Origin of the sequence: Peribacillus asahii (genome assembly GCF_004006295.1) — a bacterium.
In the GTDB taxonomy this organism is placed as follows: Bacteria; Bacillota; Bacilli; order Bacillales; family DSM-1321; genus Peribacillus; species Peribacillus asahii_A.
Genome location: NZ_CP026095.1, coordinates 1,413,674 through 1,431,138, shown reverse-complemented (window position 1 = coordinate 1,431,138; position 17,465 = coordinate 1,413,674). Strand labels below are relative to the sequence as shown.

Annotated in this window: 17 protein-coding genes and 2 other annotated features; of the genes, 2 read left to right on the top strand and 15 right to left on the bottom strand. The window is 39.6% G+C overall.

Translation table 11 applies throughout. The features are described 5' to 3' along the window. Positions 1-55: 55 nt before the first annotated feature. The 9 genes from trpA to BAOM_RS07000 all read right to left on the bottom strand — a co-directional run bounded on the left by trpA (position 56) and on the right by BAOM_RS07000 (position 8,648). Positions 56-841 carry a tryptophan synthase subunit alpha gene (gene trpA, locus BAOM_RS07040; protein WP_127759664.1) on the bottom strand — a complete coding sequence of 262 codons (786 nt, stop codon included), beginning with the start codon at positions 839-841 and terminating at the stop codon, positions 56-58. Next, entirely contained in the window at positions 834-2,039 is a 1,206-nt protein-coding gene (trpB, locus tag BAOM_RS07035; protein ID WP_127759663.1) for a tryptophan synthase subunit beta, read from the bottom strand. The genes trpA and trpB overlap by 8 nt, the downstream gene beginning before the upstream one ends. Next, complete coding sequence (locus BAOM_RS07030; protein ID WP_127759662.1) at positions 2,039-2,665, bottom strand: phosphoribosylanthranilate isomerase; 627 nt, start codon at positions 2,663-2,665, stop codon at positions 2,039-2,041. The genes trpB and BAOM_RS07030 overlap by 1 nt, the downstream gene beginning before the upstream one ends. A gap of 10 nt (positions 2,666-2,675) precedes the next feature. Continuing rightward, entirely contained in the window at positions 2,676-3,449 is a 774-nt protein-coding gene (gene trpC, locus BAOM_RS07025; protein ID WP_127759661.1) for an indole-3-glycerol phosphate synthase TrpC, read from the bottom strand. Then, complete coding sequence (gene trpD / locus BAOM_RS07020) at positions 3,450-4,472, bottom strand: anthranilate phosphoribosyltransferase (RefSeq protein WP_127759660.1); 1,023 nt, start codon at positions 4,470-4,472, stop codon at positions 3,450-3,452. A 28-nt stretch (positions 4,473-4,500) separates the two neighbouring features. Beyond that, positions 4,501-5,097, bottom strand: coding sequence for an anthranilate synthase component II (locus BAOM_RS07015; protein ID WP_127759659.1), 597 nt, complete (start codon positions 5,095-5,097; stop codon positions 4,501-4,503). After that, the gene (gene trpE / locus BAOM_RS07010; RefSeq protein ID WP_252283254.1) at positions 5,094-6,488 is read right to left on the bottom strand and encodes an anthranilate synthase component I; all 1,395 of its coding nucleotides are present in this window, start codon (positions 6,486-6,488) and stop codon (positions 5,094-5,096) included. The genes BAOM_RS07015 and trpE overlap by 4 nt, the downstream gene beginning before the upstream one ends. Positions 6,489-6,575: 87 nt before the next feature. Beyond that, positions 6,576-6,794, bottom strand: a binding site (T-box leader). Between the two features lie 97 nt (positions 6,795-6,891). Beyond that, positions 6,892-7,130 (bottom strand) — a binding site (T-box leader). A gap of 233 nt (positions 7,131-7,363) precedes the next feature. Then, on the bottom strand, positions 7,364-7,636 hold the full coding sequence (locus tag BAOM_RS07005; RefSeq protein ID WP_119116158.1) for a UPF0223 family protein: 273 nt from the start codon (positions 7,634-7,636) through the stop codon (positions 7,364-7,366). Positions 7,637-7,688: 52 nt separating this feature from the next. Next, on the bottom strand, positions 7,689-8,648 hold the full coding sequence (locus tag BAOM_RS07000) for an NAD(P)H-dependent flavin oxidoreductase (RefSeq protein WP_127759657.1): 960 nt from the start codon (positions 8,646-8,648) through the stop codon (positions 7,689-7,691). 254 nt (positions 8,649-8,902) lie between these two features. On the opposite strand from BAOM_RS07000, the gene BAOM_RS06995 reads away from it, so the two are divergent. Next, positions 8,903-10,387: an aminotransferase class I/II-fold pyridoxal phosphate-dependent enzyme gene (locus tag BAOM_RS06995; protein ID WP_127762479.1), complete on the top strand. Its 1,485-nt coding sequence runs from the start codon at positions 8,903-8,905 to the stop codon at positions 10,385-10,387. Between the two features lie 513 nt (positions 10,388-10,900). Here the strand turns inward: BAOM_RS06995 and BAOM_RS06990 are convergent. Then, entirely contained in the window at positions 10,901-11,029 is a 129-nt protein-coding gene (locus BAOM_RS06990) for a GapA-binding peptide SR1P (protein WP_127759656.1), read from the bottom strand. 247 nt (positions 11,030-11,276) lie between these two features. Between BAOM_RS06990 and BAOM_RS06985 the strand changes: the two genes are divergently transcribed. After that, positions 11,277-11,708, top strand: coding sequence for a DUF1885 family protein (locus tag BAOM_RS06985; protein ID WP_127759655.1), 432 nt, complete (start codon positions 11,277-11,279; stop codon positions 11,706-11,708). Between the two features lie 10 nt (positions 11,709-11,718). Here the strand turns inward: BAOM_RS06985 and BAOM_RS06980 are convergent, their stop codons facing one another. The 5 genes from BAOM_RS06980 to pdhA all read right to left on the bottom strand — a co-directional run bounded on the left by BAOM_RS06980 (position 11,719) and on the right by pdhA (position 17,338). Further along, positions 11,719-11,967, bottom strand: a complete 249-nt coding sequence (locus BAOM_RS06980; protein ID WP_180319826.1) for a hypothetical protein — start codon at positions 11,965-11,967, stop codon at positions 11,719-11,721. A gap of 426 nt (positions 11,968-12,393) precedes the next feature. After that, a complete protein-coding gene (gene lpdA / locus BAOM_RS06975; protein ID WP_127759654.1) occupies positions 12,394-13,806 on the bottom strand; it encodes a dihydrolipoyl dehydrogenase in 1,413 nt (470 codons plus the stop codon). A gap of 5 nt (positions 13,807-13,811) precedes the next feature. Next, complete coding sequence (locus BAOM_RS06970; protein WP_127759653.1) at positions 13,812-15,119, bottom strand: dihydrolipoamide acetyltransferase family protein; 1,308 nt, start codon at positions 15,117-15,119, stop codon at positions 13,812-13,814. 122 nt (positions 15,120-15,241) lie between these two features. After that, entirely contained in the window at positions 15,242-16,219 is a 978-nt protein-coding gene (locus tag BAOM_RS06965; RefSeq protein WP_119116151.1) for an alpha-ketoacid dehydrogenase subunit beta, read from the bottom strand. 3 nt (positions 16,220-16,222) lie between these two features. Next, positions 16,223-17,338 (bottom strand): pyruvate dehydrogenase (acetyl-transferring) E1 component subunit alpha, encoded by a 1,116-nt coding sequence (gene pdhA / locus BAOM_RS06960; protein ID WP_127759652.1) that lies wholly within the window; start codon positions 17,336-17,338, stop codon positions 16,223-16,225. Positions 17,339-17,465 lie beyond the last annotated feature (127 nt).

Here is a 17,465-nt window from a genome sequence, read left to right as displayed (position 1 = left end):
ACTAAGCATCATCGAAACGAATGATGCTTAGTTTATTTTAAATTAATAATACATCCTACTGTTGCACTTGCTTTTTACTCGCTTGAATTAACTCGATAATATCTTGTTTACGATTTTGCTCAAAGCTTTCGATAATTTTGCTGCCTACGATGACTCCATCACAATATTTTGTCGCACTGCGAACATGTTCTGGAGTAGAAATACCAAACCCTGCTAAGACTGGAACAGGACTAATTTCTTTTACTTGTTCTAGATAAGCTCCTACTTCACTACCGAATGCTTCACGTGCTCCTGTAATACCCGTGACCGTTACCGCATAAATAAATCCTTGTGCAGTCTCAGCAATTTCAGCCATTCTTTCTTTCGATGATGTTAAGGTAACTAAACGAATCAAATGGATTCCCGCCTCTTGAATCGGAGCGAATAACCCTTCTTCTTCTACAGGAACATCCGGAATAATGCAGCCGGCAATCCCAGCTTTTACGCAATCAGTCACAAACTGCCCGATGCCATAGGCTAAAATCGAGTTGCTATACCCCATGAAAATAAGCGGAATCGAAACATCTTCTCGGATATTCTCTAATTCCTCTAAAATTTTCTTTAATGTCGTGCCATTGTTAAGTGCGCGAATGCCTGCACGCTGGATAACTGGACCATCTGCTACTGGATCTGAAAAAGGAATCCCAAGCTCCACAGCAGTCGCTCCCTGCTGTTCAAAAAATAACAACTGCTCTTTTAAACTAGAAAGCTCGCCATCTCCCGCCATAATATAAGGAATGAATGCTTTTTCACCATTCTGCTCACAGCTTTTTAGTGCCGTAGCTAGTCGATTATTACTCATGTTCACTACCCCCTAATCTCGCTTGAACAGCTTCGACATCTTTATCTCCACGTCCTGAAAGACAGATGACGATCCCTTCCTCTTGTTTCATTTGCTTAGCTAATTTAAAACCGTAAGCAACCGCATGGGAGCTTTCAAGGGCTGGAATGATCCCTTCTTCCTTCGAAAGCATCTGAAGAGCCTCTAACGCCTCTTCATCCGTAACAGATGTATAGGTCACCCGGTTGATATCCTTTAAGTAACTATGCTCTGGGCCTACTCCAGGATAATCCAGTCCAGCTGAAATCGAATGAGCTTCTTGAATTTGTCCATCTTCATCTTGTAGTAAATACATATAAGCACCATGAAGCACACCGGGTTTTCCCTTTGTTAAGCTTGCTGCATGAAGTGCTGTGTCAAGTCCATGCCCGGCTGCTTCTACACCGTACATTTGAACAGACTCGTCTTCTACAAACGGATAAAACATGCCCATCGCATTACTGCCGCCGCCAATACATGCAACAACAGCGTGAGGTAAACGATCTTCTTCTTCAAGATACTGCTTTCTCGTTTCCTTTCCAATCACACTTTGGAAGTCCCTTACAATCACTGGAAATGGATGCGGCCCTAACACAGATCCCATAATATAGTGTGTATCTTCCACATGAGCCACCCAATAGCGAAGCGCTTCATTTACAGCATCTTTCAGCGTACCGCTGCCTTGAGAAACAGACACAACTTTCGCGCCTAATAGCTCCATCCGAAACACATTTAATTTTTGACGTCGAATATCTTCACTGCCCATGAAAATAATACATTCTAAGTTTAGAAGTGCACATACCGTAGCTGTTGCCACCCCATGTTGCCCTGCTCCTGTTTCGGCGATGACTTTTTTCTTCCCCATTCTTTTCGTTAACAACGCCTGACCAATTGTATTATTAATTTTGTGAGCACCTGTGTGATTTAAATCTTCACGCTTTAAATAAATTTTTGCTCCGCCAGCTAGCTTCGTTAAATTTTCAGCAAAATAAAGAGGTGTCTCGCGGCCGATATATTTTTCTAAATAATAGTCTAATTGTTTTTGAAATTCCGGGTCTTGTTTCGCTTGTTCGTATACGTCTTCTAATTCAGTAATGGCATGCATTAGTGTTTCTGGAACAAAACGACCACCGTAAACCCCAAAATGCCCTGTTTGATCTGGTTGTACGTATTTACTCATTATTCATTCCTCGTTTCTGTCGTGCTTTGCTTCGCCTGCAAAACGAAAGCCCGAATTTTTTGTTCATCCTTTACGCCGTCCGTTTCTACCCCGCTCGCTACATCCACACCAAACGGCTTTACGACCTGAATTGCTTCGGCTACATTATCGGCTGTAAGGCCGCCTGCTAAGATGATCTTTTCAAATGGTAAAGATGCATCAGCAAGAGCGTTCCAATCTAATGTTTTAGCTCTCTCGGCGGATTTTGGATTCTTTGGTAAATCAACTAAATAATAATCAGCTGGATAGTTTACTAGTTTCGTAAAATCAGCGCTCGACTCAATCGAGAATGCTTTAATTACAGGAAGAGGCATGCGGCTTGCAAACTCTGCTGATTCTTGACCATGCAATTGGATATAATCTAACCCTGCAAGAGCGGCTGTACGGATAATATCTGCTTCACTTTGATTGGAGAATACACCCACTTTTTTAATATGCTGCGGTAATTCTTTTGCAATAGCACAAGCCTCTTCTGGCTCAATTTTACGACTGCTCTCTGCAAAAATAAAACCGATAAAATCCGTCCCAGCGTCCGCTGCTATTTGCGCTGCTTCTACCGTTTTAACACCACAAATTTTTACAAACATGATGATCTCCTTATAACGTCAATTGAAACTGCTTTAATGTTTCCGGTAAATCAGCGGCTTGCATCAATGTTTCTCCAACAAGAATGCCTCTTGCACCCGCTTTCTTCACACGTTCTACATCCGCTACCGTTTTAATGCCACTTTCGCTAATGATAAGATGACGATTAGAATCCAAGCGACTTGCTAGTCTCTCCGTCACAGCTAAATCGACTTCAAATGTTTTCAAATTACGATTATTAATGCCAATAATTTCTGCATCTATCGCTAAAGCTCTCTCTAATTCTTCTTCATCATGTACTTCTGTCAAAACATCTAATCCTTTTTGTTTAGCATACGTATAAAGAGCTTGCAATCGCTCTTGCGATAGAGCGGCAACAATTAATAAAATAACCGTGGCCCCTGATTCATACGCGCGATCAATTTGAATTTCATCGACCATAAAATCTTTGCATAATCTCGGAATTGCTACATTTTGACTCACCTGTTGCAAGTCTTCAATACGCCCTTTAAAAAACTTTTCATCGGTTAAAACGGAAATAGCCGCCGCTCCATTTCGTTCATACGTTAATGCTTGCTCTACAGGATTTACATCTAAATTAATTTCTCCTTTGGATGGTGAAGCTCGTTTAATTTCAGCAATGACCGACATGGATGTGGCAGTTCGTAATTGTTCAACAAGCGAGGGTCGCTTCACTTGAAGTGCCTCACCCGTTAATCCGGTTTCCTTTAATCTTGCTACTTCTATTTCTTTCTCGTCAATGATTTTCGTTAGAATATTCCCCATTTATTGCACCACCTTATTTGATGTACTATGTGTAATAAGCGCTTCAAGCTTCCCAAGTGCGGCCCCACTATCAATACTTTCTTGCGCAATTGTAATTCCCTCTTGAATTGTTGCAGCTTTTCCGTAAGCATATAACCCTAAGCCTGCATTTAAAAGAACGGTATCGCGATACGCTCCTTTTTCACCTTTTAATAATCGCAAAAGAATATCCGCATTTTCTTTTGCATCTCCACCTTTAATAGCCTTATTATCATACACTGGCAAACCAACTTCATGAGGGTGAAGAGTAAAAGAAGTTACCTTTCCTTGATCAAGTAGTGCAAGGAAGTTTTCTCCTTGCAAACTCGCTTCATCCATAAAACCAGCGCCATTTACAACGACAGCACGCTCTCTGCCGATTTTATTTAACGAGCTCGCGATTGTCTCAAGCATATCACGACGATTGATCCCAAGTAACTGCGTATTTAATTTCACAGGATTTGTTAAAGGTCCGATAAGGTTAAAAATTGTTGGAATTTTCAATTCTTTTCTTACTTTCATAATTCTAACCGTTTTCGGATGAACAGATGGTGCGAACAAAAACGTAATCCCAATCTCCTCTAATAAAGATTCCATTTTTTCTTTTTCAAGATATAGATTAATGCCTAGTGCCTCCAGCACATCGGCACTGCCTGTTTTACTCGAAATGCTTCGATTGCCATGCTTAGCAACCTTTACTCCTGCTCCAGCCAACACGAAGGCCGATGTTGTACTAATATTAAAGCTTTGTGAGCCATCTCCGCCTGTTCCGCAGTTATCCATCACATTAATGCTGTTTGTCTCTACCGTTTTCGCTTGCTCACGCATTACTTTCGCTAAACTTGCAATCTCTTCCGCTGTCTCTCCCTTTGATTTTAAACCAATCATAAAGGCCGCAATTTCACTATCCGTGACCTCTTCACTAAATAACGTTTGGGTTGCTCTACTCATCTCTTCTGTCGTCAAATTTTGACGCTCTGCTAACTTTTCTAAGTATTGTTTCATCCTTAACTCCCCCATTCGCTTTCTTTACTTAAACAGATGTTTCAATTTGATAAAGAAGGGCTATTTTATAAAATTCATGCAATAACTCTTTTCCTATCTTGGTCCCAATTGATTCTGGATGGAATTGCAAACCGTATAGCGGATAACTCTGATGTTTCAACGCCATAATTTCTCCGTCATCTAAAGATGTTGCCGTCACTTCAAGCTCTTCTGGCAAACTTTCTCTTTCAACGACTAACGAGTGATAGCGCATAACCGGAAATTCTACTTCTTGTTTAGCAAATAAATCCGTTCCCGTACTTTTAATCACAGACGTTTTTCCATGCATAATATTTTTAGCGCCAATCACATTTGCTCCAAATGCTGAACCAATTGCTTGATGACCAAGGCAAATCCCTAAAATCGGCATCTTTTTGTAAAATGCTTGAATAACGTCAATGCTCACGCCCGCTTCCTCTGGTCGGCCCGGCCCTGGAGAAATCACAATCGCTGTCGGTTGTAGTGCTTCAATTTCAGCAATCGTAATCTCATCATTCCGTTTGACGAGAATTTCTTGTTCCACTTCGCCTAAATATTGATATAAGTTATATGTGAAAGAATCATAGTTATCGATTAATAAAATCATTTTTTATGCACCTCCATAAGGGCTCTAGCTTTATTTTGTGTTTCTTCATATTCTTTGGTTGGGTTAGAATCATATACAATCCCCGCCCCTGCTTGCACATATGCTTTCTGATTTTTAATGATCATCGTTCGAATCGCTAAGGCCATATCTAAATTTCCACCATAGCTAATATAACCAATCGAGCCAGCATACACACCGCGCTTAGTATTCTCTAATTTATTAATTAATTCCATTGCGCGAATTTTAGGCGCTCCTGAAACGGTACCAGCCGGCAGACAAACCGTTAACGCATCCAAACTTGTAAATCCATCACGCAGTTCCCCGGTAATTTTGGAAGCAAGATGCATCACATGCTGATAACGTTCAATTTTCATTTCTTCTGTTAAATGAATCGAACCAATCTCACATACACGCCCTAAATCATTTCTTCCTAAATCAACAAGCATACGATGCTCTGCTAATTCTTTCTCATCAATGAGTAAGCTTTCTTCTAAGCCTTTGTCCTCTTCCAGCGTCTTTCCTCTTGGGCGTGTACCAGCAATGGGATTAACATTTACCGTTTTTTCAGATACACTAATGAGACTTTCTGGAGAAGAACCTAGTACCGTATAATCTCCAAACTCTAAATAGAACATATACGGTGATGGATTCGCTAATCGTAAGCGGCGGTAGGCATCAAATGGCTTCCCGTTAAAAGGTGCTTGAAAGCGTTGCGACAGTACAATTTGGAATACCTCACCAGCTACAATCGCTTTTTTTGCGTCCACGACCATTTGTTCAAATTCCGTTTGACTAAAATTAGATGAGAACTGCAGCGGTTCTGCTAACAATTCCTCACTCGGAACATTCGGCTCTAAAATCATCTTTTTCATATTAGCAAGACTTGCTTCATAATCTTCTTCGCCTGTTAATAGATGAATTTTTTGTAATAAGTGATCAAACACAATTAATTGTTTAAAAAACAGAAAATGAGCATCTGGCATACCTAATTCGTCTTCTGGAATGTAACCGATATTTTCATATTGACGGATGACATCATACCCGATATACCCCATCGCTCCCCCGTTAAAAGGCGGCAATTCTACACCATCTGCTTCAACCTCAACAAGTAGCTCACGCTTTAAAAATTCGACGACTTTGATTTGTTCTTCGCTCGTTACTCCCGTTTCGTGATCAGTCACAACGACTTTATTTTCGATTGATTTCACTTCTAAATATGGGTCCGTACCAATATACGAATAGCGGCCATTATCTTGATGAGAATGAGAGCTTTCTAATAAAAATTTCTTCTCACCCTGCAACTTTTGAAAAATAGCAATTGGCGTATGGATATCTCCTTCGATTGTTTTTCCTTTAAACCGGATTTTTCTTTGTTGATTCACCTTATTCATCTTCTTATCCCCCTTATTAGAAAAGCGCAAGGCGCTATGTATTTTCCATATAAAAAATCGTCCTCTACAAACGTAATGTGTACGTTTGTAGAGGACGATTTAGACCGCGGTGCCACCTCAAATTGGAAAGGACTCTTTTTCTTTCCCTGCTCAATTCCGTTAACGGTGGAAATCCGGGTCCCTCTACTATCGTTCAAGACACCACTCATAAGTCCATTCATCTTTATATATCGTACCGGATTCCACCAACCCCGGCTCTCTGTAAACGCCTCTATAAAGATTACTACTCTTATTCATCGATTTGTTATATGAGAAAAGTGTAAGGCGTCTGGAGCCAGACACCAAAACATATCGGAAATTTTATCATTTCTACCTTTTAAAAAAATGCAAAAAGGGCCCTCATCCAAAGGACGAGGAACCCGTGGTACCACCTTTATTAGCTTCGAAAAGCTCACTTTATAGCATTCTCTATTAGAATGCTTATCTCAAGTAACGATGAGACACATCGCCAAAGCCTACTCCATACTGTTTCGGTTTGGGGCTCGGAAGTCCATTCTCTTAACTTTGCTCACTGGTTTGCACCAACCACCAGCTCTCTATAGAACAACTATTTAAGATACTACTCTTCGTCTTCGCCTGTATATTCATATAATTTATACTTGTTATGTTAGAACAATCCTTTAATAAAGTCAATAAATTTTCTAAAAATTTTCACAATAAAGTGAAACTTCCATCAGTGGGGGTTTTCCTTCATCCCCCACTGATGGTTAGTTGAACCAATCGGACCTTTACGGGCAGTTGTCCCCCACCTATCTTCTTTGTTTTCTCATAAGCTTGGAGCGGGGGTCCTACTGCCCGTTAAGTGTGGGATAAAATCATTTCATTTGAATCCAGCCATCATCGGCTGTTTCTTTTGCTTTTTTTATCACTTGATAAGCGGAATAACCACTGCTTTCTTGAAATTCATCGGTATAGTTTTTCTCATCCGCTTTTCCTGGCACAATTTCTTTGAAGCGTCGATACGCCTTCATCAGCTCTTCTTTTGAAACTTTACTTTCATACGCTTTTGCAATTGCTTCAAAAAAAGTAATTACATCTACAATTTCTTCTGTTGACCACGTATAGTCCATTGGATATTGATATTCCATTGTTTCGCACCTCTTTATTATATGTTTCTCTCTTGCTGTTCGGCACTTTCGTTTATTTTGCCCATTTATTTCGAATTTCTTCTGCTTGACCAATAATACGATCAAATAGCTCAGCTGTTGATGGAACGTCATGAATTAATCCCATCACTTGTCCAGCCCAGCCGAACCCTTCCTCTTCAACACCATCGTAAATATAGCGTTGATTCGCTTGCCCGCTTATGTAATCTTTCAATTGCTCGTATCCACCGCTTTCTTTCTCAATTTCTAAAATTTTATCTGTCCAATTGTTTGCAATCGCTCGGGCTGGTGCTCCAATGGAACGTTTAATAACAACCGTATCATTTTCCGTCCCAGCTACTAAAGCGTTTTTATACAGTTCATGAGCATGAACACATTCCTTAACTGCAATAAATCGTGTCCCCATCTCAATTCCTTCTGCGCCTAATGCTAATGCCGCCATTAAACCTCGACCATCCCCAAAGCCGCCTGAAGCAATAACAGGAATCTTAACAGAATCAATAACTTGAGGAATTAATACCGATGTTCCGATATCATCACGTCCTAAATGACCGCCTCCTTCTTGTCCAACAACCATGACCGCATCTGCACCTAATTGCTCGGCTTTCATCGCTTGTCGTCTTGCTGCAACAAGAACAAGTTTTTTAACAGGCGTACCTTTGACAAAATCTAAAAAAGGAGCCGGGTTTCCTCCTGTAACAGAAACAACCTTCACTTCTTCTTTCAAAGCTACTTCAAGAAAATGCTCATACGGACGCCCATGATTACCAATGGCAAAATTAACACCAAATGGTTGGTCCGTCAAAGATTTTGTTTTTCGAATTTCTTCTTGAAGTTCTTCAGGTGTACGTAAAGACATCGCTGTTACTTGTCCAAGACCGCCCGCATTGGAAACCGCTGCAGCTAAATCAGCATATGCTAAATAGGCTAACCCCCCTTGAACAATTGGATATTTAATGCCTAACAATTCTGTAACACGCGTACTCCATTTCATTATAAGTCTCCCCCTTTTATTTGTGTTGTTAAATGACGTTATTACTACCTGAATGAACATAGCCTATCATTTACATGATTCCCCTGATACCATCCATTCTGGTATTTATTTATATTATTACAAATATTTACTAACCCTTCAATTTTCCGAGCTTATTTTTCGGAAATTTTCCTATGCAACGACATTTATACATGCTATAATTTCTTTTGTTTTATGCGAAATTTACATTGATTAAGAAATGGGGTCAAAAAGAATTGTCACAATATGAAACTCCTTTATATACTGGCTTAATCGATCATGCAAAAAAAAATCCGATTCAATTTCATATTCCTGGACATAAGAAAGGAAATGGAATGGATCCGGAATTTCGCGAATTTATTGGCGAAAACGCATTATCTATCGATTTAATTAATATCGCTCCGCTAGATGACCTTCATCGACCTAAAGGCATTATTAAACAAGCGCAGGATTTAGCAGCTGAAGCATTCGGAGCTGATCATACATTTTTCTCAGTTCAAGGAACAAGCGGTGCAATTATGACAATGGTTATGACAGTTTGTGGACCTGGAGATAAAATTATCGTCCCTCGAAATGTTCATAAATCGGTTATGTCAGCGATTGTATTCTCTGGAGCTGTACCTATTTTCATAAATCCAGAAATTGACAAAAACTTAGGGATTTCTCACGGTATTACAATAGATCAAGTGGAAAAAACATTACAGGAGCATCCTGATGCAAAAGGGTTACTTGTCATCAACCCAACCTATTTCGGCATTGCCGCGGATTTAAAGAGAATTGTCGAGACAGCTCATTCCTATAATGTACCTGTCCTCGTTGACGAAGCACACGGTGTTCATATTCATTTTCACGATGAATTACCTCTCTCAGCGATGCAGGCAGGCGCAGATATGGCCGCAACAAGCGTTCATAAGCTCGGCGGTTCTATGACGCAAAGCTCGATTTTAAATGTGAAAGAAGGGCTCATTCCCGTTAACCGTGTGCAGTCTATTCTTAGTATGTTAACAACAACCTCTACATCTTATATTTTACTAGCTTCCCTTGATACTGCTAGAAAACAATTGGCAACAAGAGGAAGAGAAATGATTGATGAAACGATTAAACTAGCCAATTATACACGCGATGCCATTAATGAAATTTCTTTTTTATATTGTGTAGGAAAAGAAATTTTAGGCAAGAAAGCCACATACAATTACGATCCAACTAAATTGATTATTTCAATCAAGGACTTAGGAATTACAGGGTATGATGTTGAAAAGTGGCTTCGTGAAAAGCATAACATCGAGGTAGAATTATCGGACTTATATAATATCCTTTGTTTAGTTACACCAGGAGATACGAAAGCGGACGCTGATTCCCTTATTTTTGCTTTACAAGACTTAGCTGAGCAATTTAAAGGTGAAGCAAACGAGAATGATCCCGTTCGCGTTATACTGCCAAATACACCGAATCTTGCTTGCACGCCTAGAGACGCCTTCTATGCGGAAACAGAAGTTGTACCGATTGAAGAATCTATTAATCGCATTAGCGCTGAATTCATTATGGTATATCCACCTGGCATCCCAATCTTCATTCCAGGGGAAATGATTACGGTTGAAAACATCACATATATTCAAAAAAATATAGAAGCAGGACTGCCTGTACAAGGACCTGAAGATCCTGAAATTAAATTTTTACGAGTAATTAAGAAACAACAACCTAGAAAAAGCTGGCTCACTTGAGTCAGCTTTTTCTAGGTACACTATTGATAAAATAAAGTGAAACTTCCATCAGTGGGGGTTTTCCTTCCCCCCCACTGATGGTTAGTCACGTTCTACGGTCACTAAGATCTCCACTTCGCTTCAATCAAGTGACCGTACGAACCTGATTGGTGAAAGCTTACCTTTGAAAATCGCAAAGGTAAGTTTCACTGTATCTCACCAATCGGACCTTTACTACAAAAGCGAGGCGACTGTTCAGCCCCCGACAAGCATAAGATGAATGCGGCGTGGCGCAGTTTGCCACAGAGCATGACAGCTTATGACCTCGAGGGGCTAGGAGCCGCAACTAGATGAGGGCAGTTGTCCCCCACCTATCTTCTTTGTTTTCTCATAAGCTTGAGGTGAGGATCTTACTGCCCGTTAAGTGTGGGATAAATAATCGTTCATACAATCCCCTATAAACAGAGCCTAAAACACAAAAAAGGTACCTCCCAAATCGAAAAGCACCCGAACTTCTACATCATTATTTATTTTTTAATTTTCCTCAGCAGCAGTTGTATTACAGCTAGGGCACTTTTGACTATGTGAATAAAGAATACTTACTTTTTCATCTTCAAAATGAGCGATTGTACTATCACAGCTTTGGCAAATGATCGTTCCCATTCCGACAACTCCCTTCTAATATATTAGATGTTATATAATCGAATTGTAACCGCTTTACATTCATAATAATATAACACATTTAAAATTTCAAGCAAAAAAGTATAACATATATTTCGTATTTTCATCATTTTTTTTACTTAAACTCTCTTATAGCGTTATAAACGAAATTTATCTTCTTTTTAACAATACCAATCATACAAATAATGGTAAAGTATAATGAGGTAAATTAGAGTTAAGGAGGATGAACATGACTGAACATGCATATATTAAACTCGTTCCACATCCAGAACAAACGACAGTTACGATTGACACGATTAAAGAATTATTATATGACTATCAAAACATAACCTCAAAAACAGGCAGGCAGGTAAATTGGAATTACCATGAAGCAGCCTTTCCTTATGAAATAAAAGAGCCGGCACCTCCTACAAACAATATGATATACCTTCAATCCCTAACAGACGGTTACCATCTTATCTTAATCGGAATGGATCAAGAACAAATTCATGAGGAAGAAAACGAACGTATCCAAACGTATATTCAGATAACGCTCGCTGAACATTCTACGTTTGGGGATAAAGGCAAAGCTAATGAACTATGTAAATTTCTCGCCAAACAATTAAAAGGGGAACTTCACTTGTTCAATAAGCGTATCATGTACTTTTATCCTCGTAAGTAAAGAAATTCTTTTAATGAATAGGAATAATCACTTCCAAACAAATTTGCAAGACCGCATAACAAAACAAACTCATCACCGTTACTAGCAGCGTCTGTTTAGTCGATTGTAAAATAAGCTTTCCAATATAGATAGCGAAATAGGAAAACAGAAGAAACATTAGTGATTTATAGAAGAAGCGATCATTCATCGACAACCATTCCGCAAGCGTATAGCTGCTCCAAATGATTAGTTGAAAAAGAAAAACACAATATTTTTTCACATTAGTCACTCCATTCATCTCTAAATCTATGGGCATCCATTAAAACTTCTATAGTTTCATCTTATGTAACGCTTCTGCTATCCATTTCCATTGATCAAAATTTTATAGACAAACCATTCCTTTATAAAGTGAAACTCCCATCAGTGAGGGTTTCCCTTCATCCCTCACTGATGATTAGTCACGTTCTACGGTCACTAACATCTCCGCCACTTCAATCAAGTGACCGTATGAACCCGATTGGTAAAAGTTTACCAATAGGACTTTTACTACAAAAGCGAGGCTAGGAGTCGCAACTAGATGAGGGTAGTTCCCACCTATCTCTTTGTTTCCTCATAAGCCTGAGGTAGGAGTCTTACCTCCCGTTAAGTGCCGGAATAGCACAAAAAGCACACTGCTAAAAAGCAGTGTGCTAAAAACATCACGTTATTATTTAATAATATGGATAGGAGTACCTAGAGCTACTTCAGCAGCTTCCATTGTAATTTCTCCTAATGATGGATGTGCATGGATAGTCATCGCAATATCTTCGGCTGTCATACCTGCTTCAATAGCAAGTCCTAGTTCAGCAATGATATCAGATGCATTTGCACCAGCGATTTGCGCACCGATTACTAATCCATCTTCTTTACGAGTCACAAGTTTCACAAAACCGTCTGTCGCATTTAAAGAAAGCGCACGGCCGTTTGCACCGTATGGGAATTTAGAACCGATTGCTTCAATTCCTGCTTCCTTCGCTTGTGCTTCAGTAAATCCTACAGTCGCTAATTCTGGCTCAGAGAATACAACAGCTGGGATTCCTAAATAATCGATTTCAGAAGGGTGTCCAGCAATTGCTTCAGCTGCAATTTTACCTTCATAAGATGCTTTGTGTGCTAATTGTGGACCAGAAACAACGTCACCAATAGCAAAGATGTTTGGTACATTTGTGCGACCTTGTTGATCTGTTTCAATTAAGCCTCTATCAGTTAGGTTAACCCCAACTTGCTCAAGACCGATATCAGAAGTATTTGGACGACGACCAACTGTAACAAGTAAGTAATCAGCTTCGATTTTCTTCTCTTCACCTTTTACTTCATACGTTACAATAACGCCGTTTTCTGTTTCCTCTACACCTTTCGCAAGTGCTTTTGTAACAACTTCTACACCTTTGCTTTTTAGGTTTTTCTTCACTAGAGTTGTCATTTGTTTTTCGTAAGCACCTGAGAAGATATCATCTGATCCTTCAAGAATTGTTAATTTCGTACCCATGTTTGCATAAGCGCTACCAAGTTCAACCCCGATAACTCCTCCACCGATTACGACTAAAGAAGATGGGACTTCTTCAAGAGAAAGAGCTCCTGTAGAGTTAATAACACGTTTAGAATATTTGAAAGCTGGGATTTCAACCGGTGTAGATCCGGTTGCGATAATCGCATGCTTAAATGTATAAGTTTGAGCTGAGTTTTCAGTCATCACACGTACATTGTTAGCATCTACAAAATATGCTTCACCAGCAACAACTTCAATGTTATTTCCTTTTAATAGACCGCTTACGCCGCCTGTTAATTTATTAACAACCGATTCTTTCCATGCTTGTACTTTTGAAAAATCAATTTTTACGTTTTCTGCAGTAATACCGATGTTTTCTGAATGTTGTGCATTATGGAAACGATGTCCTGCTTCAATTAATGCTTTAGATGGGATACATCCTACGTTTAAGCAAACCCCACCAATTGCACCTTTTTCAACAACTGTTACTTTTTGACCAAGCTGTGCTGCACGAATTGCTGCTACATACCCTCCTGGGCCAGATCCGATGACTAAAGTATCTGTTTCAATTGGAAAATCTCCTACTACCATGATGATTACGCCTCCATTAACAATAATTCTGGATCATTCAGTAACTTTTTAATATGATTTAAGGCATTTTGACCTGTCGCACCATCAATGATACGGTGATCAAAGCTTAAAGACAGTGCCAAGACTGGAGCTGCAATAATTTCTCCATCACGAACAATGGCTTTTTCAGCTATACGCCCAATCCCGAGAATAGCAACTTCTGGATGGTTAATGATTGGAGTAAACCATTGACCTCCTGCAGAACCGATATTCGTAATCGTACAGGAAGCCCCTTTCATTTCTCCAGGAGTCAATTTACCTTCACGAGCTTTATCAGCTAACTCATTAATCTCTTTTGAAATAGCAAAAGGCGATTTGCGATCTGCATCTTTTACAACGGGAACGAGTAAACCTTTATCTGTATCGGCAGCAATTCCAATATTAAAATAATGCTTATGGATAATTTCACTCGTCTCATCATCAAAGGATGTATTAAGTATAGGATACTCACGTAATGCACTTGTTAACGCTTTAACAACATAAGGCAAGAAAGTTAACTTAATTCCTTTAGCAGCAGCAATCTCTTTGAACTTTTTACGATGAGCAACAAGTTGCGTAACATCGACTTCATCCATTAACGTAACGTGCGGAGCTGTTTGTTTAGATTTCACCATTGCTTTGGCAATCGCTTTTCTCATTGGGCTTACTTTCTCACGCGTTTCCAGATATTGCCCTTCAGGAATCACAACTGTTTCAGCAACTGTTGTTCCCGTTTCTTGTTGTTGCGAAGCTTCAGCTTGTCCAGTTTCTTCTTGTGGAGCTGTTTGACCATTTATGTAAGCCATAATATCTTCCTTCATAATGCGCCCATTATCTCCCGAACCTGTAACTAAGCGAATATTTACCCCTTGTTCTCGTGCATACTTTCTCACAGAAGGCATCGCAATAATACGACGACTTGAATCAACATCCGCTGCTGGAGCAGGAGATGACTCTTGAGCAACCTCAGTTGTTGTCTGAGTTTCAGCTTCCGTCTTACTAACGTCTTCTGTTTTTTCCTCTTCATGATCCCCTTTGAACTTAAGATGTTCATACCCAGGAGCGTCAAATGTAACAAGAACATCACCAACAACGGCAACCGTTCCTTCTTCTACAAGAATGTCTTCCACCGTTCCTTCAACAGGTGATGGAATTTCTACGACAGCTTTATCATTTTGAACTTCACAAAGGACGTCGTCTTCCTGGACTTTGTCTCCTGGCTTTACAAACCACTTTACTATTTCACCTTCATGTATACCTTCTCCGATATCAGGGAGTCTAAATTGAAATGCCACTGAATTCAACCTCCTATATTAAATCATACTTAGTGCTACGAATAAAGTCATTTGTCACGAATTTCTGATTATCCTTGTCAAAGTATCTGACAATCACTTTACCGTTTCTTCAAAAAGTAGGATTAAAATTTCAATACTTTTGTTGCCGTTTCAATAATATCTTTATAATTCGGTAACCATACTTGTTCAGCTTGTGAGAACGGATATACTGTATCTGGTGCAGCAACACGTAACACAGGAGCATCTAAACTTAAAATGGCACGTTCTGTAATTTCTGATACAACATTAGCCGCGATTCCCGCTTGTTTTTGTGCTTCTTGAACAACAATTGCTCGTCCTGTTTTTTCAACAGAAGCAATAATTGTTTCAATATCTAATGGAGAAATGGTACGTAAATCAACCACTTCAACAGAATGACCTTCTTTCGCTAATTCTTCGGCCGCTTTAATAGATTCCTGAACCATCGCTCCATACGTAATAATGGAAAGATCAGTACCTTCACGTTTTACGTCCGCTTTTCCTAGAGGAATGCTATACTCTTCTTCCGGTACTTCTTGGCGGAACGAACGATATAATTTCATATGTTCAAGGAAAATAACTGGATCATTATCACGAATAGCTGAAATTAATAACCCTTTTGCATCATAAGGTGTAGAAGGAATGACGACTTTTAATCCCGGTTGTTGCGCCATTAGTCCCTCTAAACTATCCGCATGTAATTCCGGTGTATGCACACCGCCGCCAAATGGTGAACGAATCGTTACCGGTGCGTTATAGCGCCCGCCTGAACGATAGCGCATCCGTGCCAATTGACCACTAATTGAATCGATGACTTCATAAACAAACCCAAAGAATTGAATTTCAGGAACTGGACGGAAACCTTGTAGAGATAACCCTACCGCTAAACCACCAATTCCAGATTCAGCAAGTGGTGTATCAAAGACACGCTCTTCACCAAATTCTTTTTGCAGATTTTCCGTTGCACGGAAAACTCCACCGTTTACTCCAACATCCTCTCCAAAAACCAATACATTTTCATCATTACGTAACTCTGTACGTAATGCATCTGTAATCGCTTGAATCATCGTCATTTGAGCCATGGCTTACTTCGACTCCTTTTCTTTATAAATTTCAAATTGCTCTTTTAAGTTAAATGGCATCTCATCATGCATAATTGAAATTAAATCTGTTACTTTTTGCTTCGGCTCTGCGTCCGCTACTTTAATAGCTTCTTTAATATCTTCTTTCGCTTGTTCAATCGTTTCATTTTCTAATTCTTCATTCCACAAACCTTTATTTTCTAAAAACTTACGGAAGCGAACAAGTGGATCTTTCAATTCCCACTCATTATCCAATTCCTCTGTACGGTAACGTGTTGGGTCATCACCAGCCATCGTATGTGGTCCATAACGATATGTTAACGTTTCAATTAAGGTTGGGCCTTCTCCATTAACAGCGCGTTCACGAGCTTCCTTCGTTGCCACATAAACGGCTAACGCATCCATTCCATCAACTTGAATACCAGGAATTCCTGCCGCTACCGCTTTTTGCGCTAAAGTTTCTGCAGCCGTTTGTGCCTCTACAGGAGTAGAAATCGCAAAGTGGTTATTTTGAACGACGAAAATAGCTGGGGCTTTAAACGCACCCGCAAAGTTGATTCCTTCATAGAAATCACCTTGAGACGTTCCACCATCTCCGGTATATGTGATGGCTACTGATTTTTTACCACGCTTCTTCATGCCGAGCGCTACTCCAGCTGCTTGAACATATTGAGCTCCAATAATAATTTGTGGAGAAATTACATTCACGCCTTCCGGAATTTGATTTCCTTTGAAATGTCCGCGGGAAAATAAGAAAGCTTGTGAAAGCGGCAATCCGTGCCAAACAATTTGTGGGACATCACGATATCCTGGTAAAATAAAATCTTCTTTTTCTAAAGCAAAGTGCGAAGCAATTTGCGACGCCTCTTGTCCAGCAGTAGGAGCGTAAAAACCTAGTCTGCCTTGACGGTTTAAAGAAATGGAACGTTGATCTAAAATTCTTGTATATACCATACGTCTCATTAATTCTTGCAACTCTTCATCTCGTAAATCCGGCATAGCTGCCTCATTTACTACTTCGCCTTCCTCATTCAATATTTGAAAAGTCTGGAACTGCCCTGCTACCGCTCGAAACTGTTCCTCTACATCCAATTGAAATTGTTTCGTTTTTGAAGCCATTCTGTATCATCCTTTCATTAAAAGGTTATTCATTATTATTGTATAAATCTTAAACTGTAACGCATCTCTAACAATTTATGTTTCCCTTAAGCTTTCGTTTGCAAACCTAATTACATAATTTACATTG

What these genes read in the sequence shown, in the direction of transcription:
- trpA (WP_127759664.1), bottom strand. Translation starts at nt 841, where the DNA reads ATGAGTAATAATCGACTAGCTACGGCACTAAAAAGCTGTGAGCAGAAT.
- trpB (WP_127759663.1), bottom strand. Translation starts at nt 2,039, where the DNA reads ATGAGTAAATACGTACAACCAGATCAAACAGGGCATTTTGGGGTTTAC.
- BAOM_RS07030 (WP_127759662.1), bottom strand. Translation starts at nt 2,665, where the DNA reads ATGTTTGTAAAAATTTGTGGTGTTAAAACGGTAGAAGCAGCGCAAATA.
- trpC (WP_127759661.1), bottom strand. Translation starts at nt 3,449, where the DNA reads ATGGGGAATATTCTAACGAAAATCATTGACGAGAAAGAAATAGAAGTA.
- trpD (WP_127759660.1), bottom strand. Translation starts at nt 4,472, where the DNA reads ATGAAACAATACTTAGAAAAGTTAGCAGAGCGTCAAAATTTGACGACA.
- BAOM_RS07015 (WP_127759659.1), bottom strand. Translation starts at nt 5,097, where the DNA reads ATGATTTTATTAATCGATAACTATGATTCTTTCACATATAACTTATAT.
- trpE (WP_252283254.1), bottom strand. Translation starts at nt 6,488, where the DNA reads ATGAATAAGGTGAATCAACAAAGAAAAATCCGGTTTAAAGGAAAAACA.
- BAOM_RS07005 (WP_119116158.1), bottom strand. Translation starts at nt 7,636, where the DNA reads ATGGAATATCAATATCCAATGGACTATACGTGGTCAACAGAAGAAATT.
- BAOM_RS07000 (WP_127759657.1), bottom strand. Translation starts at nt 8,648, where the DNA reads ATGAAATGGAGTACGCGTGTTACAGAATTGTTAGGCATTAAATATCCA.
- BAOM_RS06990 (WP_127759656.1), bottom strand. Translation starts at nt 11,029, where the DNA reads ATGGGAACGATCATTTGCCAAAGCTGTGATAGTACAATCGCTCATTTT.
- BAOM_RS06985 (WP_127759655.1), top strand. Translation starts at nt 11,277, where the DNA reads ATGACTGAACATGCATATATTAAACTCGTTCCACATCCAGAACAAACG.
- lpdA (WP_127759654.1), bottom strand. Translation starts at nt 13,806, where the DNA reads ATGGTAGTAGGAGATTTTCCAATTGAAACAGATACTTTAGTCATCGGA.
- BAOM_RS06965 (WP_119116151.1), bottom strand. Translation starts at nt 16,219, where the DNA reads ATGGCTCAAATGACGATGATTCAAGCGATTACAGATGCATTACGTACA.
- pdhA (WP_127759652.1), bottom strand. Translation starts at nt 17,338, where the DNA reads ATGGCTTCAAAAACGAAACAATTTCAATTGGATGTAGAGGAACAGTTT.